Here is a 26,372-nt window from a genome sequence, read left to right on the forward strand (position 1 = left end):
GCCGCCGCACGCGCGAAAAGAGACAAGACGGCAAGCAACCATGACCAACCGTCATAATTGCGCCCGTCATGCGCATGCACTCCCCCTCGCTTTCCGAGCTGCACGCCTTCGCGGCGGCGGCGCGCCTGGGCAGCTACTCGCTGGCGGCCCGGGAGCTGTATGTCACCCAGGGCGGCATCAGCCGCGCCATCGCCCGGCTGGAAGAGCACTTGGGCTTTGCGCTGTTCGAGCGCCAGGGCCGGCGCAGCGTGCTGACCGAAGCCGGCCGCGAATACCTGCAGGCCGTGGAGCCCGCCGTACACGCCATCGAATCGGCATCCGCGGCCGCACGCAGGCGCCACTTCGGCCCGCAACTGCGCCTGTCGGTGGTGCCCACGCTGTTCAGCCATTGGCTGATTCCGCGCCTGCCGCACTTCAACGCCCTGCATCCGGGCATCGCCCTGTCGTTCGCGCCCTATCGGCGCGACGATCCGCTGTCGGCCGCCGAGATAGACGGCTGGCTGCGCGTGGGCAGCGAGCCCTGGCCCGCCCATGTGGTGGCCGACTATGTGGTGGGCCGCGATCTGGTGCCCATCTGCCATCCGAGAGAACTGCAGGGCCCGCGGCCCATCCGCAGCCCCCGGGACGTGCTAGCACGCCCGCTGCTGTTCCACACCAACTATCCGGGCAACTGGGCCCGCTGGATGTCCCACCTGAACCTGCCCGGACCCTGCCCCGCACCGGCAGCCGACTTCGAGCTGGTGGCCCTGCTGGTACAGGCCGTGGCCGCCGGCATGGGCGTGGCCCTGGTGCAGCGCTGCCTGGTCGAGGAAGACCTGGCCGCCGGCCGCGTGGCCCTTGCCTTGCCTGCGCCCGTCCACATCGAACGCGGCTACTTTCTGTGCCGTCCCGCCACGCGGGCACCTTCCGAAGCCTTTGCGCAGTTCCGCGAATGGCTGCTGGAGCAGGCCGCGCCGGGCGCCGTGCCTCCAGCCGCAGTCTCAGTCCCTTGATCGCCAGGAGAAACGCCCTCTTCCGTTGATCTGCATCAATCTTTGCTGTCAGCCATCAGCGCCAGCCGCGTGAAAACACCCACTGGCAAAGCGCCATCACCACGACCAGCGCAGCATAGGTGGCCATCTTTGCATCGCGCCCGAACCACCACAGCCCCGCCAGCAGCACCAGTGCACCAACAATGAAATTGATAGCAACCTGTGACCACCAGGCCATGGATTGCTGCGATTTCCCATAGATCAAAAGCGCGCACAACATCAGGGCCGGCGACAGGAAAAGTGCAGGCGCCAGGAAGTTCAGCCAATGATTCGTACTCGCAATCCATCCCATCTACGGGCTCCGATTCCAGGGTGTTGTGATCAGGGATGCCTGAAACTGCGCGAAATTTTATAATCCCGGGTTATGGCAGTCTGGGCACTCGGCATCAACCACCACACGGCTCCGCTCGATATGCGGGGACGTTTCGCGTTCGCGCTCGACCAGATCGTGCCCACGCTGCAGGGCCTGCGCGAATCGCTGACCGGCCCCGGCCGCCAGCACAGCGCCGTCGAGACCGCCATTCTCTCCACCTGCAACCGTACCGAGATCTACTGCGCGGCCGAAATGCCGGCCATGGACCATACGCTGCACTGGCTGGCCAACAGCGGCGGCATCTCGTCCGAACTGCTGCGCTCGCACTCCTATCTGCTGGAAGACGGCCATGTGGCGCGCCATGCCTTCCGCGTGGCCAGCGGGCTCGATTCCATGGTGCTGGGCGAGGCCCAGATCCTGGGCCAGATGAAGAATGCCGTGCGCGCCGCAGAGAACGCAGGCGCCCTGGGCAGCACGCTGAACCAGCTGTTCCAGCGCAGCTTCGCGGTGGCCAAGGAAGTGCGCAGCTCCACCGAAATCGGTGCCCACAGCATCAGCATGGCCGCTGCCGCCGTGCGGCTGGCCGGCCAGCTGTTCGAAGACCTCTCCCAGATCCGCGTGCTGTTCGTGGGCGCGGGCGAGATGATCGAGCTGGTCTCCACCCATTTCGCGGCCCGCCACCCCAAGCAGATCATGATCGCCAACCGCACGCTGGAGCGCGGCGAAAAGCTGGCCGCCCAGTTCGGCGCCGGCACCATGCGGCTGGCCGACTTGCCCGAGCATCTGCATGAATACGATGCCGTGATCAGTTGCACGGCCTCCAGCCTGCCCATCATCGGCCTGGGCGCCGTGGAAAGCGCGCTCAAGAAGCGCAAGCACCGCCCCATGTTCATGGTCGATCTGGCCGTGCCGCGCGATATCGAATCCGAGGTCAAGGACCTGCGCGACGTCTACCTCTACACCGTGGACGATCTGGCCACCGTGGTGCGCACGGGCCAGGCCCAGCGCCAGGCAGCGGTCGAGCAGGCAGAAGTCATCATCGACCACGGCGTGCAAAGCTTCATGCACTGGCTGGACCAGCGCCGCCCGCAGGCCGGTGTGGTGCCGCTGATCCGCCAGCTCAACACCCAGACCGACGAATGGCGTGCGCTGGAGATTGCACGGGCCAAGAAGCTGCTAGCCAAGGGCGAGGACATAGACACCGTGCTGGAGGCCCTGTCGCGCGGCCTCACGCAGAAAATGCTGCACGGCACCCTGGCCGAGCTGCACAAGGGTGACGCCGACCAGCGCACCCAGACCATGGACACGGTCTCGCGCCTGTTCCTGCGCTCCGCGCCAGGCGGTCCGCGCGGCACGACTCCCGACAAGGCGCTCTAGCGGCGCTCGCCCCCTTCAGAGAGCCGCGCGCCCGCGGGTCTCTGGCGCCTCGGCCCACTTCCGGCCACCTCGTTCCCCCGCCGCAGCGCTGCCCCGCGCAGCCCTTCGCACCATCGCCTCACACCATGCAAGACTTTCTGCGCCAACAACTGGAGCGCTACGCCCAGCGCCTTGAAGAACTCGACTTCCTGCTCTCGCGCGAAGACATCATGGGCGACATGAAGCAGTACCGTGCCATCTCGCGCGAGCATGCCGATGTGACGGCCATTGCCGGCCGCTATGCACGCTACCGCCAGCGCGAGGCCGATCTGGCCTCTGCCAGGGACATGCTGGACGATCCCGACATGGAGGAAATGGCGCGCGAGGAAATCTCCGGCGCAGAGATCGAGCTGGTGCAGCTGGAAGATGAACTGCAGCGCCTGCTCCTGCCCAAGGACCCCGATGACGCGCGCAACGCCTACCTGGAAATCCGCGCGGGCACGGGTGGCGATGAATCTGCCCTGTTCGCAGGCGATCTGGCACGCATGTACACGCGCCACTGCGACGCCGTGGGCTGGAAGGTCGAGATCATGAGCGCCAACGAAAGCGAGCTGGGCGGCTACAAGGAAGTGGTGCTGCGCGTGGAAGGCACCGACGTCTATGGCCGCCTGCGCTTCGAATCCGGTGGCCACCGCGTGCAGCGCGTGCCTGCCACCGAGACCCAGGGCCGCATCCACACCAGTGCCTGCACCGTGGCCGTCATGCCCGAGCCCGACGAAACCCAGGCCATCACGCTCAACCCGGCCGACCTGCGCATCGACACCTTCCGCGCCAGCGGCGCCGGAGGCCAGCACATCAACAAGACCGACTCGGCCGTGCGCGTGGTCCACCTGCCCACGGGCATCGTCGCCGAGTGCCAGGACGGCCGCAGCCAGCACAGCAACAAGGCCAAGGCCCTGCAGGTGCTGCAGGCGCGCCTGCAGGAAAAGGAGCGCAGCGAGCGCGAGGCCAAGGAGGCCGCGCTGCGCAAGGGCCTGATCGGCAGCGGCGACCGCAGCGACCGCATCCGCACCTACAACTTCCCCCAGGGCCGGCTCACCGACCACCGCATCAACCTCACCATCTACAAGCTGCTGGCCGTGATGGAAGGCGACCTGGGCGACGTGCTCGACGCGCTGCAGGCCGCACGCGAGGCCGAACTGCTGGCCGAGCTGCAGGTCAACAGCTGAGGCGCGGGCCATGGCCAACCTACCCACCATCAAAGAGGCTCTGCAGCACTCCCAGGCCCAGGGGCTTGCGCGCATCGACGCGCAAATGCTGCTGCTGCATGTGCTCGGACGCCAGGCCGGCGGCCGCGCCTGGCTGCTCACCCACGACGGGGACGCGCTGACCGCGCCCCAGGCCGGCGTCTATGCCGCGCTGTGCACACGCCGACTGAGCGGGGAGCCCGTCGCCTACCTGGTGGGCCACAAGGAGTTCTACGGGCTGGATCTGGCCGTGGACGCACGCGTGCTCGACCCTCGCCCCGATACCGAAACCCTGGTGGACTGGGCGCTGGAGCTGATACCCGCCCAGGCCCCGAGCGGCCCCGCATGCCGTGTGGCGGATCTGGGCACCGGCAGCGGAGCGATTGCCCTGGCCCTGCAGAGCCAGCGCCCCGGCGCCACCGTGTGGGCCGTGGATGCCAGTGCCGACGCGCTGGCCGTGGCCAGCGCCAATGCCACGCGCCTGCAGCTGGGCGTGCGGTTTGCGCATGGCAGCTGGCTGGAGCCGCTGGCAGGCCAGGCGCCGTTCAACCTCATCGTCAGCAATCCGCCCTATATCCGCGACGACGATCCGCACTTGCTGGCGTTGGAGCATGAGCCGCTGTCGGCTCTGGCCAGCGGCGCCGATGGCCTGTCCGACATCCGCGCCATCGTCGCGCAGGCGCCTGCGCTGCTGGCCAGCGGCGGCTGGCTGCTGCTCGAGCATGGCTGGGACCAGGCCGATGCCGTGGCCACCCTGCTGCGCAGCGCCGGCTTTGAGAGCGTGCAGCATCGCCACGACCTGGGCGGCATCGCCCGCTGCACGGGCGGGCAATGGACAGCGCAAGCCTGAGCTCGGGTCCGGGCGCAGCATTCCCGCATGCTTTCAAAGTCCGCGCCGAGAGTGAAATAATCCCATCCATGCCGCCGCGCCTGCGGCGCCCACCACGACCCCGGAGCACCACACAGATGAGCGACACCCAGCAACGCATCGACCAACTGGTCAAAAGCAACAACATCCTGCTGTTCATGAAGGGCAGCGCCAGCTTTCCCATGTGCGGTTTCTCGGGCCGCGCCATCCAGATTCTCAAGGCCTGCGGCGTGGAGACCAAGGACATCTCCACCGTCAACGTGCTGGAGGACCAGGAAATCCGCCAGGGCATCAAGGACTACAGCAACTGGCCCACGATCCCCCAGCTCTACGTGCAGGGCGAGTTCATCGGCGGCTCGGACATCATGATGGAGATGTACGAATCCGGCGAGTTGCAGCAGCTGCTGGCACCCAAGGCCTGAGAGTTCGCAGGCTTGCGACTCGCGCGCAGCACCCGCCTGCGCCCGCTGCTGCGCAAAATCAAGCCACCTTTGGGTGGCTTTTTTTCGCCCGTGGCGGACTGCCAGCACCCTGCCCGGGCTTGCCACAAGGCCAGGGGCATGTGATGTGTGGTCGAATGGACACATCTTTCACATCCGGAAAACCGCGCCTGCGCCCGCTTCTCCGCCTTGCCTATGAGTCTGTCCCAAAGTCTGCTGTTGATCGTCGCACTGATACTGACCAGTGCCTTCTTCTCCGTGGCCGAGATCTCGCTGGCCGCCTCGCGGCGCCTGCGGCTTCGGCAGATGGCGGAGGACGGGGAGCCACGCGCCGAACAGGTCATGAAGATGCAGGCCCAGCCGGGCGAGTACTTCACGGTCACGCAGATTGGGCTGAATGCCGTCGCCATCCTGGGCGGCGTGGTGGGCGAAGGGGCATTGACGCCCTATCTGGCCGAATTGCTCATGCTCTGGCTGCCCGAGAGCCGGGCACAGACCGTGGGCTTTCTGCTCTCGTTCGCCACCGTCACCTCGCTGTTCATCCTCTTTGCCGACCTGCTGCCCAAGCGCCTGAGCATGGCCGAGCCCGAAGCCCTGGCCATCCGCGTGCTGCGCCCCATGCTCTGGTGCATGGCCGTGCTCAAGCCCCTGGTCTGGTGCTTCAACCACCTGGCGGACGCCGTTGCCAAGCTCTTAGGCCTGCCCACGGTGCGCGACGACCGCATCACGCACGAAGACATCCTGGCCATGACCGAAGCTGGCGCGCGCGCCGGCGTGCTGGCCGCGAAGGAGCAGCAGGTGATCGCCAACCTGTTCGAGCTGGACTCGCGCACCATCGGCTCGGCCATGACGCAGCGCGACCGCATCGCCTACTTCCACCGTGACGACCCCGACGAACTGATCCGGGTCCGCATTGCCGAAGAACCTTTTTCCACCTACCCCGTCTGCGATGGCGACATCGACCACATCGTCGGCTATGTCGATGCCAAGGACCTGTTCCAGCGCGCGCTGAACAACCAGCCCCTGTCGCTCATGGACGACTCCCTGGTGCACAAGGTGCTGGTCGTGCCGGACCGCCTGACGCTGGCCGAGGTGCTGGAGCAGTTTCGCCAGGTGCATGAGGACTTTGCCGTCATCGTCAACGAATACAGCCTGGTGGTCGGCGTGGTCACGCTCAATGACGTGATGAGCACGGTGATGGGCGGCCTGGTCAGCCCGGGCGACGAGGAGCAGATCCTGCGCCGCGACGAGAACTCTTGGCTGATCGACGGCGTCACGCCGGTCGAGGATGTGATGCAGGCCCTGGAACTCGACGAGCTGCCCCACGCCGAGGACTACGAGACCCTGGGCGGCTTCCTCATGGTGATGCTGCGCCGCATTCCCAGGCGCACAGACACCGTGCAATGGGGCGGCTACCGTTTCGAGGTCATGGACGTGGACAGCTACCGCATCGACCAGGTGCTGGTCACGCGCATGTCCGCCAGCAGCCCGGCCGCGCCGCCCAACGCCGGCGACACGGCAGCGGCCGTGGCCAAGGTGTCCAGCATGTCGTCGGAGACGTCGTCCTGACGGACAACGCAGAACAGCAGCCGCGAAGCCGCTCGGCGGCGCTGCGCGGCCCTCAAGCCGAGCGCGAGGGCTCTATCTCCCAGCGCCGCTGCGCAGCGAACACCGCATTCGGGTACTGGGGCTGTCCCCGGCTGCCGTTGTAGCGGCCCAGCGCCATGTAGGCATCGCCTTTTTCGCGGTCCAGATAGTGGCGCAGGATCACGCAGCCAAAGCGCAGATTGGTCTGCATGTGAAACAGCTTGCCGATGTCTCCATCGCCGATCAGCCGCATCCAGAACGGCATGATCTGCATGTAGCCGCGTGCACCCACGCTGGAGATGGCGAACTTGCGGAACGCGCTCTCCACCTGCACCAGCCCCATCACCAGAGAGACTTCCAGGCCGGCACGCTTGGACTCGTACCAGACGGTTTGCAGGAACTCCAGCCGCGTCGCCAGCTCCGGCTTGCGCGAACGCAGGCGCTCGCTGCTGGCCGTGAGCCAGCGCAGGTAGTCCAGCCGGGCCTCGGTGGAGGCAAAGCGCAGCTCGGGCGGCGCCGATCCCGTGACGGCGGAACTCAGCGCAGTGCGCACCGAATCGGCCAGCGGCTCCTCCAGCTGGCCACCGGCCCAGGCGGGCGCGGCCAGCCCGCCGAGCAGCGGTGCCGAGCCCAGCGAAGCCGCCAGGCGCAGGCAATCGCGTCGCGTCACCACGGGCGCCTGGCTCACAGGCCCAGCCTTTGCTTGAGATGGCCCAGCACATCGGCGGCGGCCAGCTTGGTCGCTTCCGTGTCGCGGCGATGCTGGTACTCGAGCTGTCCTTCCTTGAGACCCCGGTCGGACAGCACCACGCGGTGCGGCACGCCAATCAGCTCCCAGTCGGCAAACATGGCGCCCGGACGTTCGCCACGATCGTCCAGGATCACGTCCACACCCAGTGCCAGCAGCTCGGCATGCAGCTTCTCGGCAGCTTCCTTCACGGGTTCGCTGCGGTCCATGCCGATGGGGCAGACCACCACGGTGAAGGGCGCAATCGCGTCGGGCCAGATGATGCCGCGCTCGTCATGGTTCTGCTCGATGGCTGCAGCGGGCAGGCGCGTCACGCCAATGCCGTAGCAGCCCATTTCAAACAGCGAGGGCTTGCCATTCTCGGCCAGGAAGGTGGCGTTCATGGCCTGGGAGTACTTGGTACCCAGGTAGAACACATGGCCCACTTCGATGCCACGCTCGATGGCCAGCTCGCCCGCACCATCAGGAGACTTGTCGCCAGCCACCACGTTGCGCAGGTCGGCCACCACATCAGGCTCGGGCAGGTCGCGGCCGAAGTTCACGCCGGTGATGTGGAAGTCGGCCTCGTTCGCGCCGCAGACCCAGTCGGCCATCACGGCGACCTCGCGGTCCACGACCAGCTTCACGGGCTGCTTTAGGCCGATCGGGCCCAGGTAGCCGGGCTGGCAACCGAAGTGCTCCTCGATCTCGGCCACAGTGGCAAAGCGGAAGCCCACGTCCAGGCCCGGCACCTTGGCCACCTTGATCTCGTTCATTTCATGATCACCGCGCAGCAGCAGCAGCCAGATCTGGCTGCCTGCCACCTCGCCCTTGTCGTCGAGCTTGTCGGTGGCCAGCACCAGGGACTTCACCGTCTGCGACAGCGGCAGGCCCAGCTGGGATGCGACAGATTCGCAGGTGCTGTTGCCGGGCGTCGCCACCTTGGTCATCGCCTGGGACGCAGCGGGACGGGGACCCGCAGGCGCCAGGGCCTCGGCCTTTTCGATATTGGCGGCATAGTCGCTGCTCGGGCAGTAGACGATGGCGTCCTCGCCCGTGGAAGCGATGACCTGGAATTCCTCGCTCAGATCGCCGCCGATGGCACCGCTGTCTGCACGCACGGCACGGTACTGCAGGCCGAAGCGGTCGAAGATGCGCTTGTAGGCCGCGCGCATGGTCTGGTAGCTGACCTGGGCCGCATCACGGTCCTTGTCGAAGGAATAGGCGTCCTTCATGATGAACTCGCGGCCACGCATCAGGCCAAAGCGCGGGCGGCGCTCATCGCGGAACTTGGTCTGGATCTGGTAGAAATTCTTGGGCAGCTGCTTGTAGCTCTTGAGCTCCTGGCGCGCGATGTCCGTCACCACCTCTTCGCTGGTGGGCTGGATCACGAAGTCGCGGCCATGGCGGTCCTTGATGCGCAGCAGCTCGGGGCCCATCTTCTCGAAGCGGCCGGTCTCCTCCCACATCTCTGCAGGCTGGACCACGGGCATGGTCACCTCCACGGCACCGGCACGGTTCATTTCCTCGCGCACGATGGCCTCGACCTTGCGGATCACGCGCAGCCCCATGGGCATGTAGTTGTAGATGCCTGCACCCAGCTTCTTGATCAGGCCGGCCCGCGTCATGAGCTTGTGGCTGACCACTTCGGCGTCGGCCGGAGCTTCCTTGAGGGTGGAGATGAAAAATTGGGAGGCTTTCATGGATCAGGGGCTTCGCGGGAATCGGGGCAGCGTGCTTGCCGCTGGCAAGGCACCGTGCATAATGGACACAATTCAGAAAATTGGGGTTCGATTATGCTTGACCGGGACGGATTTCGCCCGAACGTCGGCATCATCCTGCTCAACCAAAAGAACCAGGTGTTCTGGGGCAAACGCATCCGCACCCACAGCTGGCAGTTTCCACAGGGCGGCATTGACCGGGGGGAGACACCCGAACAGGCCATGTTCCGGGAACTGCATGAGGAAGTGGGGTTGATGCCCAACCACGTTCGCGTGGTCGCCCGCACCCGGGACTGGTTGCGCTACGAGGTGCCAGACCGGTACATCCGCCGCGATGCGCGCGGACACTACAAAGGCCAGAAGCAGATCTGGTATTTGCTGCAGCTCATGGGTCACGACTGGGATTTGAACCTGCGTGCCACCGACCACCCCGAATTCGACGCCTGGCGCTGGAATGACTACTGGGTGCCATTGGACGTGGTGGTGGAGTTCAAGCGCGGCGTCTATGAGATGGCCCTGACCGAGCTGGCCCGGTTCCTGCCGCGCGGCGAACAGCAACGCAACCGTTATCTGCGCAGCGGCATGCGCCCCAGGGAAGCCCATGAACAGGGTCCTGAGACATACACTGCGCCGGGTTTGCATCCAGCACGCTCAGGCAGCTTTCGCGTCAATCCCGGCATGGAGTTGCCGCCTGGCGCCTGTTTCGATCCTGATCCACAGTCGGGGCAGCAAGCCCTGCAACCCGATCCAGGCAAGGCCTGAAACCGGGCCAGAGCCATACGCAAAAGCGCACCCGAGGGTGCGCTTTTTCTTGGCCTTGAGGGTCTGGCGCCTCAGTGCCCCGCAATCACCATGTTGTCGCGGTGCACCATCTCCGGGCCTGCGGAATAGCCCAGCAGGCGCTCGATCTCCACCGAGCTTTTGCGACACAGCAGCCGCGCCTCGGCACTTGCATAGTTGGCCAGCCCACGCGCCACCTCGATACCCAGGGCATCGCGCACCGCGATCACATCGCCACGGGCGAACTCGCCATCCACATTCACCATGCCGATGGGCAGCAGGCTCTTGCCTTCGTCGCGCAGCTTGGCCACGGCGCCGGCATCCACGGACACGGAGCCGCGCAGTTGCAGATGGTCTGCAATCCACTGTTTGCGCGCCTGGTTCTTGTGCGTCTGCGCCAGGAGCAGCGTGCCGATGGACTCGCCTGCCGCCAGACGCACCAGCACGTCCTGCTCACGCCCCCAGGCGATGACGGTTGAAGCACCCGAGCCCGCCGCGCGCTTGGCCGCGAGGATCTTGGTGATCATCCCGCCCTTGCCAATGGACGAGCCCGCGCCTCCGGCCATCTCCTCCAGCGCCGGGTCGCCGGCATTGGCCACATCGATGAAACGCGCATCGGGATTGCTGCGCGGGTCGGCGCTGTAAAGGCCTCGCTGATCGGTCAGGATGACCAGGGCATCGGCCTCGATCAGATTGGCAACCAAAGCGCCCAAGGTATCGTTGTCACCGAACTTGATCTCGTCGTTGACCACGGTGTCGTTCTCGTTGATCACCGGCACGATGCCCAGCTCCAGCAGCGTCAGCAAGGTGTTGCGCGCGTTGAGATAGCGCTCGCGGTCCGCGAGGTCGGCATGCGTGAGCAGCACCTGCGCACTGCCCATGCCCTGTTCGCGCAACTTGGACTCGTACATCTGTATCAGGCCCATCTGCCCCACGGCCGCAGCGGCCTGCAGTTCATGAATCTCCTTGGGCCGTGCAATCCAGCCCAGACGCTTCATGCCTTCGGCCACCGCGCCGCTGGAGACCATGATTACCTCGCGCCGCCGGCCTCCATGGCTTTCATCCCCGCGCACCAGGGCCGCCAGCTGGCGGCTCCATTCCTGGATCGCGGCCTCATCAAGACCGCGACCTTCATTGGTCACCAGGCTGGAGCCGACCTTGACCACGATGCGATGGGCATCACGCAACAAGTTGGAAGACATGGATGGATAGTGATTCTTGCAGCGCAGGTCGAGGCAGACCCCGCCGCTGTTGTGATCAAGGCAATGGGTGGGACAGGCCGCTCTTACTCGGAATCGCGGGGAGCAAAACGCGGGTCGGTGAGATCCACGCCATCACCCTCGACTTCGACGAAGCGTGGATCGATTTCCTTGGGACCGGCCTCGATCTGCTGCTGTTCATGCACATGCTTGTAGATGGTGCGAATCAGCACTTCGCAGCCTTCGCGCGTCAGGGCGGAAATCTCGAACACCGGACCCTTCCACTTGAAGCGCTTGACGAAGTCCTTGACGCGTGCGGCGCGCTCCTCGGCCGGCACCATGTCCAGCTTGTTGAGCACCAGCCAGCGCGGCTTGTTGTACAGCTCGGCATCGTACTTCTGCAACTCGCCCACGATGGCCTTGGCCTGGGCCACGGGATCCACGCTGTCATCGAACGGCGCCAGGTCCACCACATGCAGCAGCAATCGGGTGCGCTGCAGGTGACGCAGGAACTGGTGGCCCAGGCCGGCACCTTCCGACGCGCCTTCGATCAGCCCGGGGATATCGGCCACCACAAAGCTTTGCTCGGCGGCAACACGAACCACGCCCAGATTGGGATGCAGCGTGGTGAACGGATAGTCGGCAATCTTGGGACGCGCATTGGAGACTGCGGCGATGAAGGTGGATTTGCCCGCATTGGGCATGCCCAGCAGACCCACGTCGGCCAGAACCTTGAGCTCCAGCTTGAGGTTCTTGCGCTCACCGGGCCAGCCAGGCGTCTTTTGCCGTGGCGCGCGGTTGATGGCGCTCTTGAAGCGCAGGTTGCCGTAGCCGCCATCGCCGCCCTTGGCAATGGTCACCACCTCGCCGGGCGTCAACAGTTCGTAGAGCACCTCCCCGGTTTCGGCATCGCTGATGATGGTGCCAACCGGCATGCGCAGCGTGATGTCGTTGCCTGCGGCACCGAACATGTCCGAGCCCTTGCCGTGCTCGCCGCGCGTGGCATCGTGGCGACGCGAGAAGCGGTAGTCCACCAGGGTGTTGAGATTGACGTCGGCCACCGCGTAGACATGGCCTCCACGGCCGCCATCTCCTCCATCGGGACCACCGAATTCCTTGTATTTTTCGTGCCGGAATGACACGCAGCCATTGCCGCCATCACCGGCAGCAATGTCGATATAAGCTTCGTCGACGAACTTCATGAGGCATCCAGTTTACAAAAAGCAGTGTGCACCAGACAGCCCCAGGCCACACCTCAGAGACGGAAAAGGGGACGAGCGCACGATGCACCGCCCTCCTGAAACGACAAAGCCCCGACAGGTCGGGGCTTCGAGCGTCGAAGTGACAGAGCTTAGGCAGCCGTCACGTTGACCGTGTGCTTGGACAGTGCACCCTTGACAGCAAACGACACGTGGCCGTCCACCAGAGCGTACAGGGTGTGGTCCTTGCCCACGCCGACGTTGTCGCCGGGGTGGAACTTGGTGCCACGTTGGCGCACGATGATCGAGCCGGCGGTGATCAACTCACCACCAAAAGCCTTCACGCCGAGCATTTTGGGCTTGGAATCGCGCCCGTTTCGCGTAGAGCCGCCGCCTTTTTTCTGTGCCATGACTCAGCTCCTGGATTAAGCAGCGATCGCCACGATCTGCAGCTCGGTGAACTGCTGGCGATGGCCTTGGCGCTTCTGATAATGCTTACGACGGCGCATCTTGAAGATGTGCACTTTGTCGTGCTTGCCGTGAGCAACCACGGTTGCCTTGACAGACGCACCGGACACCAGAGGTGTGCCGACCTTGATTTCAGCGCCGTTGCCGACTGCCAGAACCTGATCGATCACAACTTCTTGGCCTACGTCCGCAGCAATCTGTTCTACCTTGATCTTTTCGCCAGCTGCAACGCGATACTGCTTGCCGCCGGTTTTTATGACTGCGTACATTTAAACCTCTTGAATTTGAGAGTTCCGCGAACGAATTTCCACGGAAGCCGGAGATTCTAGCACGCACTCACATTCCTTGCATGAAGCGCTCCCCTCCTTCGCCCAAACAACCGCCAGAGCGGGTCGCAGGCAGGGTCGCTCTTCCTATAATTGACGATCCACTTGGCGCCCGCAGTACCTTGACCACAGCTCTCTCCACCCCCAATCCGCTTGCCCTGATCACTGACGACATGCGCGAGGTGGATCATGTGATTGCCCAGCGCCTGACGACCACCGTCCCGCTGATTGCCCAGATCTCCCAGTACATCATCGCTGCAGGCGGCAAGCGCCTGCGGCCCGCCCTGCTGCTCATGGTCTGCAATGCATTGGGATACGAAGGCAAGGACAGGCATGTCCTGGCTGCCGTGGTCGAACTGATTCATACAGCCACCCTGCTGCACGACGACGTCGTGGATGAATCCACGCTGCGTCGCGGCCGCCCGACGGCCAACGAGACCTTCGGCAATCCGGCCAGCGTGCTGGTCGGCGACTTCCTGCACTCGCGCTCCTTCCAGATGATGGTGGAAGTCGGCAGCATGCGCGTGCTCAAGATCCTCTCGGATGCCACCAACGTGATCGCCGAGGGCGAGGTCCAGCAGCTGATCAACACGCACGATGCCTCGCTGGACGAAGCCGGCTACCTGCACGTCATCCGCTCCAAGACCGCCCAGCTCTTCGAGGCCAGCGCCCAGCTGGGCGCCGTGCTGGCCGACGCGCCCCGCGAAATCGAGCAGGCCTGCGCCAGCTATGGCCAGGCGCTGGGCACGGCCTTCCAGATCATTGACGACGTACTCGACTACGCAGGCGATGCCCAGGAAATGGGCAAGAACCTGGGCGATGACCTGCGCGAAGGCAAATGCACCCTCCCCCTGATTGCCGCCATGCAACGCGGCACACCTGAGCAGGCCGCCATCGTGCGCGCCGCCATCGAACAGGGCTCCACCGAGCAACTGACCGCCGTAGTGGATATCGTGCGCAGCACAGGTGCGCTGGACGTGGCACGCGAGGCCGCACATGCCGAGGCACGCCGCGCCATCGACGCAATAAATGTGCTCCCAAGCAATTTGCATACGACAAGTTTGCTACAATTGGCGTCTCAGCTTTTGGAGCGACGCACCTGATTCAGGCTGCTTGCTTTTTCTACAAAAGCAACGGGGTGTAGCTTAGCCTGGTAGAGCGCTACGTTCGGGACGTAGAGGCCGGAGGTTCGAATCCTCTCACCCCGACCATCTGGTCATTCCATCTCCATCACACCCTTGCGCCAAGTTCAAGACCCAGGCGTGTAACAGTGTGTCTGGCATTCCAAGTGCTCAGTGATGATAGGATAAATGTCCTTTCCTCTCACACGTCTTGCTACATGGCTGTTGCTGACTCCTCGCTCAAGAATGCATCCGCTGTCGCATCGCTTCCCGGCATCGGGCGGGCTCTGATTTCAGCAGGCAAGGTATCGCAACAGGCAGCGGAAGCGGCTGCCGGCAAGGCCGCCACCAATCGCACCTCGTTCATTGCAGAACTGAGCGTCGCCGGCACCCTCTCTGCCCTGGAAGTGGCGGAGACGGTTTCCACCATGTTCAGCGCGCCGCTGCTCGATCTTGATGCGGTCGACGCCATGCGCCTGCCGCAGGATCTGCTGGACGCCAAGATCATCAGCACCTATCGCGTCCTGCCTCTGAGCAAGCGCGGCAACCGCCTCACGGTGGCCACCGCCGACCCGACGCAGCAGGAAGCCGCCGAGCAGATCAAGTTCACCACCCAGTTGGGCGTGGACTGGATCATCGTCGAGGCCGACAAGCTGGAGCGACTGATCGCGCAGCAGAACAAAAGCGCCAGCGAGGCCATGGACAGCTATGGCGGCAGCGGCGACTTCGAGTTCGGCGACCTCAAGCCTGATGAGGTGGCAGAGGAAAAGGACAACTCGGCCGCAGCAGACGTCGAAGATGCGCCCATTGTCAAGTTCCTGCACAAAATGCTGCTCGACGCCTTCAACATGCGCGCGTCGGACTTGCATTTCGAACCCTACGAGCACCAGTACCGCGTGCGCTTTCGCATTGACGGCGAGCTGCGTGAAATTGCATCGCCGCCCATTGCCATCAAGGAGAAGCTGGCCTCGCGCATCAAGGTGATCTCGCGCATGGACATCTCGGAAAAGCGTGTCCCGCAGGACGGGCGCATGAAGCTCAAGGTCGGCCCGGACCGCGTCATCGACTTTCGCGTCAGCACGCTGCCCACGCTTTTCGGCGAGAAGATCGTGATCCGTATCCTGGACCCGAGCTCGGCCAGGATGGGCATCGACGCCCTGGGCTATGAACCCGAGGAGAAGGCACGCCTGCTTGAAGCCATCAGCCGCCCCTACGGAATGATTCTGGTCACAGGCCCCACCGGCTCTGGCAAGACAGTGTCGCTGTACACCTGCCTGAACCTGCTGAACAAGGCCGGCGTGAACATCGCCACGGCGGAAGATCCTTCGGAAATCAACCTGCCCGGCGTCAACCAGGTCAATGTGAACGAAAAGGCCGGCCTCACCTTTGCCACTGCGCTCAAGGCTTTTCTGCGCCAGGATCCCGACATCATCATGGTCGGTGAAATCCGCGATCTGGAAACGGCCGACATCTCGATCAAGGCAGCGCAAACCGGCCACTTGGTGCTGTCCACCCTGCACACCAATGACGCACCGACCACGTTGACGCGCATGCGCAACATGGGCATTGCGCCCTTCAACATCGCATCGAGCGTGATCCTGATCACCGCCCAGCGCCTGGCCAGGCGCCTGTGCCCTCAATGCAAGGAGCCGGCTGACATTCCGCGGGAGGCCCTGATCGATGCAGGCTACGACGATGCGGACATTGACGGCAGCTGGGTCACCTACAGGCCCGTCGGCTGTCCGGCATGCAACAACGGCTACAAGGGCCGCGTAGGCATCTATCAGGTGATGCCTATCAGCGAGGAAATCCAGCGCATCATCCTGCAGGACGGCAGTGCGCTGGAGATCGCCGCACAGGCCAAGCGCGAAGGCGTGCGGTCGCTGCGTGGCTCGGGTTTGCACAAGGCCAGACAGGGACTGACCTCGCTCGAAGAAGTGCTGGCAGTCACCAATGAGTAAATAGCGCGGACAGCGCAGACAACAAACGAGGGAGCACGATGGCCACAGCCGCGTCCAAGGGAATCAAGGAATTTGTCTTCGAATGGGAAGGCAAGGATCGCAACGGCAAGATCATCCGAGGCGAGACCCGGGCCGGGGGCATCAACCAGGTCCAGGCCATGCTGCGCCGCCAGGGCGTGCTGCCCAGCAAGATCAAGAAGCGCCGCACACGCGGGGGCAAGAGGATCAAGCCCAAGGACATTGCGCTGTTCACCCGCCAGATGGCAACGATGATGAAGGCGGGCGTCCCGCTGCTTCAGGCCTTCGACATTGTCGGACGGGGCAACACCAACCCCAGCGTGACGCGCCTTCTGGCCGATATTCGCGCCGACGTGGAGACCGGCACCTCGCTGAACGCGGCCTATCGCAAGCACCCCATGTACTTCGATAGCCTCTACTGCAATCTGGTGGAAGCGGGCGAAGCGGCCGGTATCCTGGAAGCCCTGCTGGACCGCCTGGCCACGTACATGGAGAAGACCGAGGCCATCAAGTCCAAGATCAAATCGGCGCTGATGTACCCGATCTCGGTCATCGTCGTGGCCTTCATCGTCGTGACCATCATCATGATCTTCGTGATCCCGGCCTTCAAGGAAGTGTTCAGTTCGTTCGGCGCTGACCTGCCGGCGCCGACGCTGTTCGTGATGGGCATCAGCGATGTCTTTGTCCAATGGTGGTGGTTGATCTTCGGCGTGATTGGCGGCGGTCTCTACTTCTTCATGCAGGCCTGGAAGCGCAACGAGCGCATGCAGCAATTCATGGACCGTACGCTGCTGAAGGTGCCGGTCTTTGGCGTGCTGATCGAGAAATCCTGCGTCGCACGCTGGACGCGCACGCTATCGACCATGTTTGCCGCGGGTGTCCCATTGGTCGAGGCACTGGATTCTGTCGGCGGCGCATCCGGCAATGCCGTGTACGCCAATGCCACGGAAAAGATCCAGCAGGAAGTCTCCACCGGCACCAGTCTCACCGTGGCTATGACCAATGCCAATGTCTTTCCCTCCATGGTGCTGCAGATGTGCGCCATCGGCGAGGAATCCGGCTCCATCGACCATATGCTGGGCAAGGCGGCCGATTTCTATGAGGAAGAGGTCGATGACATGGTGGCTGGCCTGTCCAGCCTGATGGAGCCCATCATCATTGTTTTCCTGGGCACCCTCATCGGCGGCATCGTGGTTTCGATGTATCTGCCCATCTTCAAGCTGGGCCAGGTGGTCTGATGGTTTTGGAACTCTGGATGCAGGCTGCATTGGGCGGCCTGCTGGGCCTGTTGGTTGGCAGCTTTCTCAACGTGGTGGTGCATAGGCTGCCCCGCATGATGGAGCAGCAATGGAACGCGGAATGCGCCCAATGGGCGCAAGAGCAATCATCATCATCCGCCACGCCATCGCCCGCCACAGCGCCGCCGCCTGCCGAGGCGCCCCTGAGCCTGAGCCGCCCCCGCTCGCGCTGCCCGCATTGCGGCCATGCCATCCACTGGTACGAGAATATTCCCGTGCTCAGTTATCTGGCGCTGCGAGGCCGGTGCTCCGAATGCAAGGCGTCGATCAGCATCCGCTATCCGCTGGTGGAATTGGCCTGCGCCGCGCTGTTTGCCTACTGTGCGGCGCAATGGGGCATCACGCCCACAGGCGCTGCCTGGTGCCTTTTCAGTGCGGCCTTGCTGAGCCTGGCATTGATCGACTGGGACACCACACTGCTTCCCGACGACATCACCCTGCCCTTGCTGTGGGCCGGACTGCTGTCGTCGGCGCTGCACTGGACCGCCGTGCCTCTGGCCGACGCGGTATGGGGCGCTGCAGCGGGCTATCTCTCGCTGTGGCTGGTTTACTGGGCCTTCAAGCTGGCCACCGGCAAGGAAGGCATGGGCTACGGCGACTTCAAGCTGTTTGCCGCGCTGGGCGCCTGGTTCGGCTGGCAGGCACTCGTGCCCATCATCCTGATCTCGTCGGTGATTGGCGCCATCGTGGGCATCGCGTTGAAGATCAACAGCCGCCTGCGTGAGGGCGGCTATGTTCCCTTCGGCCCCTTTCTGGCGGGCGCCGGCTTTGCAGCCATGGTGTTCGGACCGCAGCAGATGCTGCAATCCCTATTGGCGGCCTTGGGCCTTTGATTCAACACTGCGGCATGGCCCCCAGCATCGCCCCGCCCTTGCTTGCACGTCCGTTTCGGCTGGGCCTGACGGGCGGCATTGGCAGCGGCAAGAGCACCGTCGCAGCGCAACTGGGCTTGCGCGGAGCGGCCGTGATCGATGCCGACCAGATCTCTCGCAGCCTCACCGCCCCCGAAGGTGCTGCTCTGCCCGAGATAGCGCGCGTCTTCGGGCCCGAACTGATTGACGCCAGCGGCGCCCTGGACCGCACGCGCATGCGCGAACTGGTCTTTCAGCAGCCCTCGGCACGACAGCAGCTGGAGGCCATCGTCCATCCCCTCGTGGCGCAGCAGACGTCCCGGCAAGTGGAACAGGCCACAGTGGCTGGGTGCCGACTCATCGTGCATGACATTCCCTTGCTCGTGGAGTCCGGCCGCTGGCCTGCCATGCTTGATGCGGTGCTGGTCGTTGACTGCCGCACCGAAACGCAGATCGCTCGCGTGATCGCGCGCAACGGATTGCCACGCGAGGCGGTGCAGGCCATCATCTCGGCCCAGGCCACACGTGCGGCACGGCTGGCAGCCGCCGACTGGGTGCTCTACAACGACGAGGCCATGACGATAGAGGCTTTGCGCGCATGCACCGATCGAATCTCTGCATGGTTCGGGCTATGATGCACGCCATGGCTTGGCCTGTGCGTGTAATTCAGCATGTGCACGACGTAGACAGCTGATTCCTGTGCACCCCGAGGAGCCCAGCAAGCGTGATCCTGTACGAATATCCTTTCAATGAGCGCCTGAGGACCTACCTCCGGTTGGAACAGCTATATCGCCGCCTGAGCGAGTTGCTGTCGCGCGCTCATTCCATCGATCACCATTTTGCGCTGGTCACCATCTTCGAGATCATGGACGTGGCGGCACGTACCGACCTGAAGACGGACGTGCTCAAGGACCTTGAGCGCCACAAAAGCCTGCTCGACAGCCTGCGCGGCAATCCCGACATTGCCGAGCACATGCTTGACCAGGTCTCACGCCATGTGGAGCAGTGCTTTGCCCAGCTCAATGCCCAGAACGGCAAGGCCGGCCAGACCCTGACTGAAAACGAGTGGCTGATGGCCGTGCGCAGCCGCATCGGCATCCCCGGCGGCACCTGCGGCTTCGACCTTCCTGCCTATCACGCCTGGCAGTTCCATGATCCCCAGATACGCCTGCGCGATCTGGAGGACTGGGCCAGCACCCTGACCCCGCTGGGTCAGTCTCTGCAATTGCTGCTCAAGCTGCTGCGCGAAACCGGCGTGCCGCAATGGGTGGCTGCCGAAAAAGGCGTGTTCCAGCAGGCCATGCCGCCCGGCCGCAGCTTTCAGCTGCTGCGCCTGCGCATAGACCCGTCGTTGAATCTGGTTCCGGAGATCAGCGGCAACCGCCTGCTGGTTTCGGTGCGCCTGCTCCGCCCCGAGAACGGCGCCAAGCCTCAACCCTGCAGCGAAGATGCCTCGTTCGAGGTCACGCTTTGCAGCTGATGGACAAGACGGCCGACATGCCCTCGAGCGCCCCCGCCCCCCAGCCCGCCAGCCTCTCTTCTGCCGGCCCCACGGTGCGCTGCCCGACCTGTGCAGGCCCCAGCCTGTTCGCACCAGCCAACCGTTTCCGCCCCTTCTGCAGCGAACGCTGCCGCCAGATCGACCTGGGCGCATGGGCCAATGAGGAATTCCGCGTGCCTGCACCGATGCCGCCCGAGGATGCGCCCTTCGGCGATCCTCGCACCGAGCCTTGATCAGGCCCGATCAGGCTTTCGGCTGGCCTGCCTCGTAGAACCCGGCATCGAAAGGCAGCCCGCGTTCCTCGCTCAGCCACTGCAGCACCGGATAGGCACCTGGCAGCACCGGATGCACCTGCAGCGGAAGTTGCTGCCAGGCCATCTGCTGGCCTTCACGCATCTCGAACTCCCCGCTCCAGCGCGTGACCTTGCACCAGTGCAGGCGCACCAGGGCATGTGGATAGTCATGCTCGGTCACCTTCCAGGCTTCAGCGGCTGCGATCTCTACGCCCAGCTCCTCTTGCAGCTCACGGCGCAAGGCCTGCTCCACGGTCTCGCCGGCTTCGATCTTGCCGCCCGGAAACTCCCAGTAGCCTGCATACGGCTTGCCCGGCGGACGGCTGGTGATCAGCAACGCGCCATCGGACTCGCGAAGCAGCACGCCAACGGCGACTTCGGTGTGCTTGCGCCGCACTGGCGCCTGCGACTCGGCCGCCTCAGCGCGGGCCTTGGGGGAGATTTCTTTTTCAGTCACTTGATCTTTCGCAAAAAAGTCTGCCCAGCCCAGGGCCAGGCAGCAGGTGCTCAGAGCTCAGCCTCTTCAGCCAACCCCTGGACATCGGCGATGCCGGTCTGGCGCTGGTTCGGGCGCTCGGCACGGCCCGCATAGTCGCGCGCAAACTGGTGGGCCACGCGACCGCTGCGTGAACCGCGCTCCAGCGCCCAGACCAGGGCCTCCGGGCGTGCCGCCTCGATCGTGGCCTGGTCCAGGCCCAGGGCCTCCAGCCACTGTGCCACCACGCGCAGGTACTCATCCTGGCTGAACGGGTAGAAGCTCACCCACAGGCCGAAACGCTCGGACAGCGAGATTTTTTCCTCGATCACCTCTCCGGGATGCAGCTCCCCATCCTCGCCGCGCTGGTAGGTCAGATTCTCGGACTGGTACTCCGGCAGCAGATGGCGGCGATTGCTGGTCGCATAGACCAGCACGTTCGGGCTGGCGGCGCTGACCGATCCATCCAGAATGGACTTCATGGCCTTGTAGCCAGGCTCGCCTTCCTCAAAGCTCAGATCGTCGCAATAGATGATGAACTTCTCGGGCCGGCCGGCCACCACATCGACGATGTCGGGCAGGTCGGTCAGATCGGCCTTGTCCACCTCGATCAGGCGCAAGCCCTGCGACGCAAAGGCATGCAGGCAGGCACGGATCAGCGAGGATTTTCCCGTGCCGCGCGCGCCGGTGAGCAGCACGTTGTTGGCCGTGCGGCCGGTCACGAACTGCTCGGTGTTGCGCGCGATCTTGTCCTTTTGCACATCGATGTTCTGCAGGTCGGACAGCTGCATGGCGCCGACATGGCGCACGGGCTCCAGCAAACCGCAGCCGTTGGCGCGCTTGCGATAGCGCCAGGCGATGGAGGCACTCCAGTCGGCGGGGGATTGCAGCGGCTGGGGCAGGATGGCCTCGATGCGCTGCATCAGTTGCTCGGCGCGCTGCACGAGTTGCAGCAAGGGGGCGGCGACGGCTTCTGTGGGCAATGTCATGGATGTCTCTCGAATACGGATCTCACGGCCACCGACGCTGGATATGCCCGGGAATCGAGATGGATCTCATGCCAACGCCAGAGCTTTTGCGCGCCGGCCGCCATTGAAAGCTGGCAGCAGCCAGGCACAAGGCCTGCGGCTGCCGGCGGCACGGTGGGTGGAGAGTCAGGAGCGGTAGTCGGCGTTGATGCTCACGTAGTCGTGGCTCAGATCGCAGGTCCACACGGTCTGCTCGGCCTGCCCTCGGCCCAGTAGCACGCGCACGATGATCTCCTGCTGCTTCATCACGCGCTGGCCGTCTTCCTCCTGATAGGCAGGGTTGCGGCCGCCATTGACTGCGACATGCACATCGTTCAGGTACAGGTCGATCTTGGTCTGGTCCAGATCGTCGATGCTAGCATAGCCCACCGCCGCAAGGATGCGGCCCAGGTTCGGATCGCTGGCAAAGAACGCCGTCTTGACCAGGGGTGAATGCGCGATGGAGTAGGCCACGAGGCGGCACTCGGCCTCGGTCTTGCCGCCCTCCACCTTGACGGTGATGAACTTGGTGGCACCTTCGCCATCGCGCACGATGGCCTGGGCCAGCAGGCGCGACACATCCAGCAATGCAGCCTTCAGGGTCTGGCCTTCGGCGCTGGTCAGCGAAGTGATCTGCGCATTGCCGGCCTTGTGCGTGGCGACCAGCACGAAGGAGTCGTTGGTCGACGTGTCGCCGTCGATGGTCACGCGGTTGAAAGATCCGTCGGCCAGTTCCTTGACCAGAGGGTGCAGCAGTTCGGGTGCGATGGCGGCGTCGGTGGCCAGAAAGCCCAGCATGGTCGCCATGTTGGGGCGAATCATGCCTGCACCCTTGCTGATGCCGGTGATGCTCACACGCTTGCCGCCAATGTCCACGGCGCGGCTGAAGGCCTTGGGCAGGGTGTCGGTGGTCATGATGCCTTCGGCGGCCGTGCCCCAGTTGTCGGCCTTGGCTGCTGCGATGGCAGCTGGCAGGCCGGCGGCGATGCGATCCACGGGCAGCTCTTCCATGATCACGCCAGTGGAGAACGGCAGGATCTGCTCGGGCTTGAGCTGCAGCAGCGCAGCCAGATCCGCACAGGTGCGGCGCGCGCGCGCCAGTCCGTCAGCGCCGGTGCCGGCATTGGCATTGCCTGTGTTGATGACCATGGCACGGATGGCGCCGGACGTCTGGGCCAAGTGCTCGCGGCTGACCTGCACGGGCGCTGCGCAGAAACGGTTCTGCGTGAACACACCCGCCACCGAAGCGCCCTCGTCGAGCAGGAACACGGACAGGTCCTTGCGGTTGGCCTTGCGCACACCGGCTTCGGTGACGCCGATGCGAACGCCGTTGATCGCCAACAGGTCGGCGTGCACGGGAGCGGAGAGATTCACAGGCATTGAGGGGCTTCCTACAGTGAAAGAAAAACGCGCTCCATTATCGGAACAAACCGGGGCGGCACGTATTTCATCGACCTTAAAAAAGAAAACGGCACGGAGTGCATCCGTGCCGTTTTCCGTGTCTTGCGGCGTCTTACGACGCCGGCCGCATCACGACAGCTTGCCGTGGCACTGCTTGTACTTCTTGCCGCTGCCGCAGGGGCAGGGATCATTGCGGCCCACGCGAGCGCCTTCGGGCAACTCCAGCGGCTCGTCTTCGAGGGAGCCACCGATGTCGCCATCCGAGGGAGCGCCATAGGTCATGTGCTCCAGGCTGTGGGCGCTGCGCTGCTCCATGGCCTCGGTGGCCTGCTCCACCTGTTCGCGCGACTGCACCTGCACGGTCATCAGCACGCGCGTGACTTCGGTCTTGACCTGGTCGATGAGCTGGCGGAACAGCTCGAAAGCCTCGCGCTTGTATTCCTGCTTGGGCTGCTTCTGGGCATAGCCACGCAGGTGGATGCCCTGGCGCAGATAGTCCAGCGCGGACAGGTGGTCACGCCAGTTGGTATCAAAGCTTTGCAGCAGCACGGCGCGCTGGAATTGAGTGAAGTTCTCGCGTCCGATCAGCTCAACCTTGGCCTCGAACACTTCACGGGCAGCCTGCAGCACCTTCTCGAGGATCTCCTCGTCGGTGATGGCATGCGCGGACTGCACTTGCGATTGCAGCGGCAGCTGGATGCGCCATTCGCTTTCCAGCGCCTTTTCCAGGCCGGCCAGATCCCATTGCTCTTCCATGGACTCGGCGGGCACGTACTGGCGCACCAGGTCAGACACCACGTCATCGCGCATCACCGTGATCATCTCGTGCAGGTCCGAGGCATCGAGGATCTCGTTGCGCTGCTGGTAGATCACCTTGCGCTGGTCGTTGGACACGTCGTCGTATTCGAGCAGCTGCTTGCGGATGTCGAAGTTGCGGGCCTCGACCTTGCGCTGAGCGCCTTCGATGGAGCGGGTCACGATGCCGGCTTCGATGGCTTCGCCATCGGGCATCTTCAGGCGGTCCATGATGGCGCGCACACGGTCGCCCGCGAAGATGCGCATCAGCGCATCGTCCAGGCTCAGGTAAAAGCGCGAGGAGCCGGGGTCGCCCTGGCGGCCCGAACGGCCACGCAGCTGGTTGTCGATACGGCGAGATTCGTGGCGCTCCGTGGCGATGATGCGCAGGCCACCCAGGGCCGAGACCTTGTCGTGCTCGATCTTCCAGTCAGCGCGCATCTGTTCGATGCGCTGCTGGCGTTCGGCTTCGGACAGGGATTCATCGGCCTCGACAGCCGCAACCTGCTTTTCGATGTTGCCGCCCAGCACGATGTCGGTACCACGACCAGCCATGTTGGTGGCGATGGTGATCATGCCGGGACGGCCGGCCTGGGCCACGATGTCGGCCTCGCGCTCGTGCTGCTTGGCGTTGAGCACCTGGTGGGGCAGGTTTTCCTTGTTGAGCAGCTCGTCGATGATTTCCGAGTTCTCGATCGAGGTCGTACCCACCAGCACGGGCTGGCCGCGCTCATGGCATTCGCGGATGTCGCGGATCGCCGCCTCGTACTTCTCGCGCGTGGTCTTGTAGACGCGGTCGAGCTGGTCGTCGCGCTTGCTGGGACGGTTGGGCGGAATCACCACGGTTTCGAGGCCGTAGATTTCCTGGAATTCGTAGGCTTCGGTATCGGCCGTACCCGTCATGCCTGCCAGCTTGCCGTAGAGACGGAAGTAGTTCTGGAAGGTGATCGAGGCCATGGTCTGGTTCTCGGCCTGGATGGTCACGCCTTCCTTGGCCTCGACAGCCTGGTGCAGGCCATCGCTCCAGCGCCGGCCCGCCATCAGGCGGCCCGTGAACTCGTCGACGATGACGATCTCGCCGTTCTGCACCACGTAGTGCTGGTCACGGTGGTAGAGGTTGTTGGCGCGCAGCGCCGCATACAGATGGTGGACCAGGGTAATGTTGGCCGGGTCGTAGAGCGAGGCGCCCTCGGCAATCATGCCGGCATGGCCCAGCAGGCGCTCGGCGGCTTCGTAGCCCTGGTCGGTCAGGAATACCTGGTGGCTCTTTTCGTCCACCGTGAAGTCGCCGGGCTTGGTCACGCCTTCGCCCGTGCGGGGATCAGCCTCGCCTTCCTGGCGCACCAGGTTGGGCACGATCTTGTTCATGGCCACGTACATGGCCGTGTGGTCCTCGGCCTGACCGCTGATGATCAGCGGCGTGCGGGCCTCATCGATCAGGATGGAGTCCACCTCGTCGACGATGGCGTAGTTGAGCACGCGCTGAACGCGGTCGCCCGACTCGTAGACCATGTTGTCGCGCAGGTAGTCGAAGCCGTATTCGTTGTTTGTGCCGTAGGTGATGTCGCTGTTGTAGGCGGCCTGCTTTTCCTCGCGCGGCATGTTGGGCAGGTTGATGCCCACCGACAGGCCGAGGAAGTTGTACAGCTTGGCCATCCAGGTGGCATCGCGGTTGGCCAGATAGTCGTTCACCGTCACCACGTGAACGCCATTGCCCGACAGTGCGTTCAGGTAGACCGGCAGCGTGGCGGTCAGCGTCTTGCCTTCGCCGGTGCGCATTTCCGCGATCTTGCCGTAGTGCAGTGCCATGCCGCCCAGCAACTGGACGTCGAAGTGGCGCATCTTCATGACACGCTTGGACCCTTCGCGCACCACGGCGAAGGCTTCGGGCAGCAGGTCGTCCAGCGACTCTCCCTTGGCCACACGCTCCTTGAATTCCTGCGTCTTTGCGCGCAGATCCTCGTCGCTGAGCTTCTCGTAGTCGGGCTCCATCGCATTGATGCGAACGACCGTCTTGCGGTATTGCTTGAGAAGCCGATCGTTTCGGCTGCCGAATAGTTTGGTGAGGAAGTTGGTGGCCATGCGAAAAAGACACACCGCCACCCGCTGAAGCGGACTGCGGTGTGCCTGGAATCCCTAGATTGTTGGATTTCAGATGGGGCCGCTCCACCTGCCTGCAAGTACCCTGCTGGAGAACACATGCGGCCGGGCTGAAGCGAGAACCGAACAATTGATTCTAACTGTCTCTGTCCAACCCTCTTCCAGGCAGGCCGACGCATGCGGCCGCAGAGCCCTGAACCCGAATTCCCGGACCCGCGCCGCCCTGCAGATGCTGCTATAACGAGGGTCCCGGCTGGCGCATGCCTACGCTGCCTGACCAGCCTTCAAG

The 26,372-nt window shown here is 64.2% G+C and carries 25 protein-coding genes and 1 tRNA gene; 15 read left to right on the forward strand and 11 right to left on the reverse strand.

Annotated elements, in window-relative coordinates; genetic code table 11:
- Nucleotides 1-68: 68 nt before the first annotated feature.
- On the forward strand, nt 69-992 hold the full coding sequence (locus AC5I49_RS15305; RefSeq protein WP_133072239.1) for a LysR substrate-binding domain-containing protein: 924 nt from the start codon (nt 69-71) through the stop codon (nt 990-992).
- A 55-nt stretch (nt 993-1,047) separates the two neighbouring features.
- On the opposite strand, the gene AC5I49_RS15310 is transcribed toward AC5I49_RS15305, so the two are convergent.
- Nucleotides 1,048-1,323, reverse strand: coding sequence for a hypothetical protein (locus AC5I49_RS15310; RefSeq protein WP_016445659.1), 276 nt, complete (start codon nt 1,321-1,323; stop codon nt 1,048-1,050).
- A gap of 72 nt (nt 1,324-1,395) precedes the next feature.
- Here AC5I49_RS15310 and hemA point away from each other — a divergent pair, with 72 nt between their 5' ends.
- The 5 genes from hemA to paeA all read left to right on the forward strand — a co-directional run bounded on the left by hemA (nt 1,396) and on the right by paeA (nt 6,824).
- On the forward strand, nt 1,396-2,721 hold the full coding sequence (hemA, locus tag AC5I49_RS15315; protein WP_017405531.1) for a glutamyl-tRNA reductase: 1,326 nt from the start codon (nt 1,396-1,398) through the stop codon (nt 2,719-2,721).
- A gap of 125 nt (nt 2,722-2,846) precedes the next feature.
- The gene (gene prfA / locus AC5I49_RS15320) at nt 2,847-3,929 is read left to right on the forward strand and encodes a peptide chain release factor 1 (protein WP_016445657.1); all 1,083 of its coding nucleotides are present in this window, start codon (nt 2,847-2,849) and stop codon (nt 3,927-3,929) included.
- A gap of 10 nt (nt 3,930-3,939) precedes the next feature.
- Nucleotides 3,940-4,797, forward strand: a complete 858-nt coding sequence (gene prmC / locus AC5I49_RS15325) for a peptide chain release factor N(5)-glutamine methyltransferase (RefSeq protein ID WP_016445656.1) — start codon at nt 3,940-3,942, stop codon at nt 4,795-4,797.
- Between the two features lie 116 nt (nt 4,798-4,913).
- Nucleotides 4,914-5,237, forward strand: coding sequence for a Grx4 family monothiol glutaredoxin (grxD, locus tag AC5I49_RS15330; protein WP_012207276.1), 324 nt, complete (start codon nt 4,914-4,916; stop codon nt 5,235-5,237).
- A 213-nt stretch (nt 5,238-5,450) separates the two neighbouring features.
- Nucleotides 5,451-6,824 carry a polyamine export protein PaeA gene (gene paeA / locus AC5I49_RS15335; protein ID WP_016445655.1) on the forward strand — a complete coding sequence of 458 codons (1,374 nt, stop codon included), beginning with the start codon at nt 5,451-5,453 and terminating at the stop codon, nt 6,822-6,824.
- A gap of 52 nt (nt 6,825-6,876) precedes the next feature.
- Here the strand turns inward: paeA and AC5I49_RS15340 are convergent, their stop codons facing one another.
- Nucleotides 6,877-7,530 (reverse strand): lytic transglycosylase domain-containing protein, encoded by a 654-nt coding sequence (locus AC5I49_RS15340; RefSeq protein WP_016445654.1) that lies wholly within the window; start codon nt 7,528-7,530, stop codon nt 6,877-6,879.
- Nucleotides 7,527-9,272 (reverse strand): proline--tRNA ligase, encoded by a 1,746-nt coding sequence (locus AC5I49_RS15345; protein WP_495789586.1) that lies wholly within the window; start codon nt 9,270-9,272, stop codon nt 7,527-7,529. The genes AC5I49_RS15340 and AC5I49_RS15345 overlap by 4 nt, the downstream gene beginning before the upstream one ends.
- Nucleotides 9,273-9,365: 93 nt before the next feature.
- Between AC5I49_RS15345 and AC5I49_RS15350 the strand changes: the two genes are divergently transcribed.
- Nucleotides 9,366-10,052, forward strand: a complete 687-nt coding sequence (locus AC5I49_RS15350; RefSeq protein WP_016445652.1) for an RNA pyrophosphohydrolase — start codon at nt 9,366-9,368, stop codon at nt 10,050-10,052.
- Nucleotides 10,053-10,123: 71 nt separating this feature from the next.
- Here the strand turns inward: AC5I49_RS15350 and proB are convergent, their stop codons facing one another.
- The 4 genes from proB to rplU form a co-directional block, all read right to left on the reverse strand.
- On the reverse strand, nt 10,124-11,272 hold the full coding sequence (gene proB / locus AC5I49_RS15355) for a glutamate 5-kinase (protein ID WP_016445651.1): 1,149 nt from the start codon (nt 11,270-11,272) through the stop codon (nt 10,124-10,126).
- An 83-nt stretch (nt 11,273-11,355) separates the two neighbouring features.
- Nucleotides 11,356-12,471, reverse strand: coding sequence for an Obg family GTPase CgtA (cgtA, locus tag AC5I49_RS15360; RefSeq protein WP_016451026.1), 1,116 nt, complete (start codon nt 12,469-12,471; stop codon nt 11,356-11,358).
- 149 nt (nt 12,472-12,620) lie between these two features.
- A complete protein-coding gene (rpmA, locus tag AC5I49_RS15365; protein ID WP_012207283.1) occupies nt 12,621-12,878 on the reverse strand; it encodes a 50S ribosomal protein L27 in 258 nt (85 codons plus the stop codon).
- A 15-nt stretch (nt 12,879-12,893) separates the two neighbouring features.
- Entirely contained in the window at nt 12,894-13,205 is a 312-nt protein-coding gene (rplU, locus tag AC5I49_RS15370) for a 50S ribosomal protein L21 (RefSeq protein ID WP_012207284.1), read from the reverse strand.
- Nucleotides 13,206-13,435: 230 nt separating this feature from the next.
- On the opposite strand from rplU, the gene AC5I49_RS15375 reads away from it, so the two are divergent.
- The 8 genes from AC5I49_RS15375 to AC5I49_RS15410 all read left to right on the forward strand — a co-directional run bounded on the left by AC5I49_RS15375 (nt 13,436) and on the right by AC5I49_RS15410 (nt 20,245).
- Nucleotides 13,436-14,365 (forward strand): polyprenyl synthetase family protein, encoded by a 930-nt coding sequence (locus tag AC5I49_RS15375; RefSeq protein ID WP_034364039.1) that lies wholly within the window; start codon nt 13,436-13,438, stop codon nt 14,363-14,365.
- A gap of 31 nt (nt 14,366-14,396) precedes the next feature.
- A tRNA-Pro gene (locus AC5I49_RS15380) sits at nt 14,397-14,473 on the forward strand.
- A gap of 128 nt (nt 14,474-14,601) precedes the next feature.
- Nucleotides 14,602-16,344 carry a type IV-A pilus assembly ATPase PilB gene (gene pilB, locus AC5I49_RS15385; protein ID WP_034364744.1) on the forward strand — a complete coding sequence of 581 codons (1,743 nt, stop codon included), beginning with the start codon at nt 14,602-14,604 and terminating at the stop codon, nt 16,342-16,344.
- A 38-nt stretch (nt 16,345-16,382) separates the two neighbouring features.
- Nucleotides 16,383-17,600, forward strand: a complete 1,218-nt coding sequence (locus tag AC5I49_RS15390) for a type II secretion system F family protein (protein ID WP_017405526.1) — start codon at nt 16,383-16,385, stop codon at nt 17,598-17,600.
- On the forward strand, nt 17,600-18,493 hold the full coding sequence (locus AC5I49_RS15395) for a prepilin peptidase (protein WP_016445609.1): 894 nt from the start codon (nt 17,600-17,602) through the stop codon (nt 18,491-18,493). Before AC5I49_RS15390 ends, AC5I49_RS15395 begins: the two co-directional genes overlap by 1 nt.
- A gap of 14 nt (nt 18,494-18,507) precedes the next feature.
- Nucleotides 18,508-19,146: a dephospho-CoA kinase gene (gene coaE / locus AC5I49_RS15400; RefSeq protein ID WP_016445608.1), complete on the forward strand. Its 639-nt coding sequence runs from the start codon at nt 18,508-18,510 to the stop codon at nt 19,144-19,146.
- Between the two features lie 89 nt (nt 19,147-19,235).
- Nucleotides 19,236-19,991, forward strand: coding sequence for a cell division protein ZapD (gene zapD / locus AC5I49_RS15405; RefSeq protein WP_016445607.1), 756 nt, complete (start codon nt 19,236-19,238; stop codon nt 19,989-19,991).
- Nucleotides 19,991-20,245 (forward strand): DNA gyrase inhibitor YacG, encoded by a 255-nt coding sequence (locus AC5I49_RS15410; RefSeq protein ID WP_016451023.1) that lies wholly within the window; start codon nt 19,991-19,993, stop codon nt 20,243-20,245. The genes zapD and AC5I49_RS15410 overlap by 1 nt, the downstream gene beginning before the upstream one ends.
- A 10-nt stretch (nt 20,246-20,255) precedes the next feature.
- Here the strand turns inward: AC5I49_RS15410 and mutT are convergent, their stop codons facing one another.
- The 4 genes from mutT to secA all read right to left on the reverse strand — a co-directional run bounded on the left by mutT (nt 20,256) and on the right by secA (nt 26,065).
- A complete protein-coding gene (gene mutT, locus AC5I49_RS15415) occupies nt 20,256-20,762 on the reverse strand; it encodes an 8-oxo-dGTP diphosphatase MutT (RefSeq protein ID WP_043789746.1) in 507 nt (168 codons plus the stop codon).
- A 50-nt stretch (nt 20,763-20,812) separates the two neighbouring features.
- Nucleotides 20,813-21,769, reverse strand: a complete 957-nt coding sequence (locus AC5I49_RS15420; protein ID WP_016445604.1) for an ATP-binding protein — start codon at nt 21,767-21,769, stop codon at nt 20,813-20,815.
- A 165-nt stretch (nt 21,770-21,934) separates the two neighbouring features.
- Nucleotides 21,935-23,167 (reverse strand): bifunctional glutamate N-acetyltransferase/amino-acid acetyltransferase ArgJ, encoded by a 1,233-nt coding sequence (gene argJ, locus AC5I49_RS15425; RefSeq protein ID WP_495789587.1) that lies wholly within the window; start codon nt 23,165-23,167, stop codon nt 21,935-21,937.
- Between the two features lie 150 nt (nt 23,168-23,317).
- Nucleotides 23,318-26,065, reverse strand: a complete 2,748-nt coding sequence (gene secA / locus AC5I49_RS15430; RefSeq protein WP_154833618.1) for a preprotein translocase subunit SecA — start codon at nt 26,063-26,065, stop codon at nt 23,318-23,320.
- Nucleotides 26,066-26,372 lie beyond the last annotated feature (307 nt).

The organism is Delftia sp. (genome assembly GCF_059499305.1).

Coding starts and splice junctions, on each gene's coding strand:
- AC5I49_RS15305 (WP_133072239.1), top strand. CDS start 69: ATGCGCATGCACTCCCCCTCGCTTTCCGAGCTGCACGCCTTCGCGGCG.
- AC5I49_RS15310 (WP_016445659.1), bottom strand. CDS start 1,323: ATGGGATGGATTGCGAGTACGAATCATTGGCTGAACTTCCTGGCGCCT.
- hemA (WP_017405531.1), top strand. CDS start 1,396: ATGGCAGTCTGGGCACTCGGCATCAACCACCACACGGCTCCGCTCGAT.
- prfA (WP_016445657.1), top strand. CDS start 2,847: ATGCAAGACTTTCTGCGCCAACAACTGGAGCGCTACGCCCAGCGCCTT.
- prmC (WP_016445656.1), top strand. CDS start 3,940: ATGGCCAACCTACCCACCATCAAAGAGGCTCTGCAGCACTCCCAGGCC.
- grxD (WP_012207276.1), top strand. CDS start 4,914: ATGAGCGACACCCAGCAACGCATCGACCAACTGGTCAAAAGCAACAAC.
- paeA (WP_016445655.1), top strand. CDS start 5,451: ATGAGTCTGTCCCAAAGTCTGCTGTTGATCGTCGCACTGATACTGACC.
- AC5I49_RS15345 (WP_495789586.1), bottom strand. CDS start 9,272: ATGAAAGCCTCCCAATTTTTCATCTCCACCCTCAAGGAAGCTCCGGCC.
- AC5I49_RS15350 (WP_016445652.1), top strand. CDS start 9,366: ATGCTTGACCGGGACGGATTTCGCCCGAACGTCGGCATCATCCTGCTC.
- proB (WP_016445651.1), bottom strand. CDS start 11,272: ATGTCTTCCAACTTGTTGCGTGATGCCCATCGCATCGTGGTCAAGGTC.
- cgtA (WP_016451026.1), bottom strand. CDS start 12,471: ATGAAGTTCGTCGACGAAGCTTATATCGACATTGCTGCCGGTGATGGC.
- rpmA (WP_012207283.1), bottom strand. CDS start 12,878: ATGGCACAGAAAAAAGGCGGCGGCTCTACGCGAAACGGGCGCGATTCC.
- rplU (WP_012207284.1), bottom strand. CDS start 13,205: ATGTACGCAGTCATAAAAACCGGCGGCAAGCAGTATCGCGTTGCAGCT.
- AC5I49_RS15375 (WP_034364039.1), top strand. CDS start 13,436: ATGCGCGAGGTGGATCATGTGATTGCCCAGCGCCTGACGACCACCGTC.
- pilB (WP_034364744.1), top strand. CDS start 14,602: ATGGCTGTTGCTGACTCCTCGCTCAAGAATGCATCCGCTGTCGCATCG.
- AC5I49_RS15390 (WP_017405526.1), top strand. CDS start 16,383: ATGGCCACAGCCGCGTCCAAGGGAATCAAGGAATTTGTCTTCGAATGG.
- AC5I49_RS15395 (WP_016445609.1), top strand. CDS start 17,600: ATGGTTTTGGAACTCTGGATGCAGGCTGCATTGGGCGGCCTGCTGGGC.
- coaE (WP_016445608.1), top strand. CDS start 18,508: ATGGCCCCCAGCATCGCCCCGCCCTTGCTTGCACGTCCGTTTCGGCTG.
- AC5I49_RS15410 (WP_016451023.1), top strand. CDS start 19,991: ATGGACAAGACGGCCGACATGCCCTCGAGCGCCCCCGCCCCCCAGCCC.
- AC5I49_RS15420 (WP_016445604.1), bottom strand. CDS start 21,769: ATGACATTGCCCACAGAAGCCGTCGCCGCCCCCTTGCTGCAACTCGTG.
- argJ (WP_495789587.1), bottom strand. CDS start 23,167: ATGCCTGTGAATCTCTCCGCTCCCGTGCACGCCGACCTGTTGGCGATC.
- secA (WP_154833618.1), bottom strand. CDS start 26,065: ATGGCCACCAACTTCCTCACCAAACTATTCGGCAGCCGAAACGATCGG.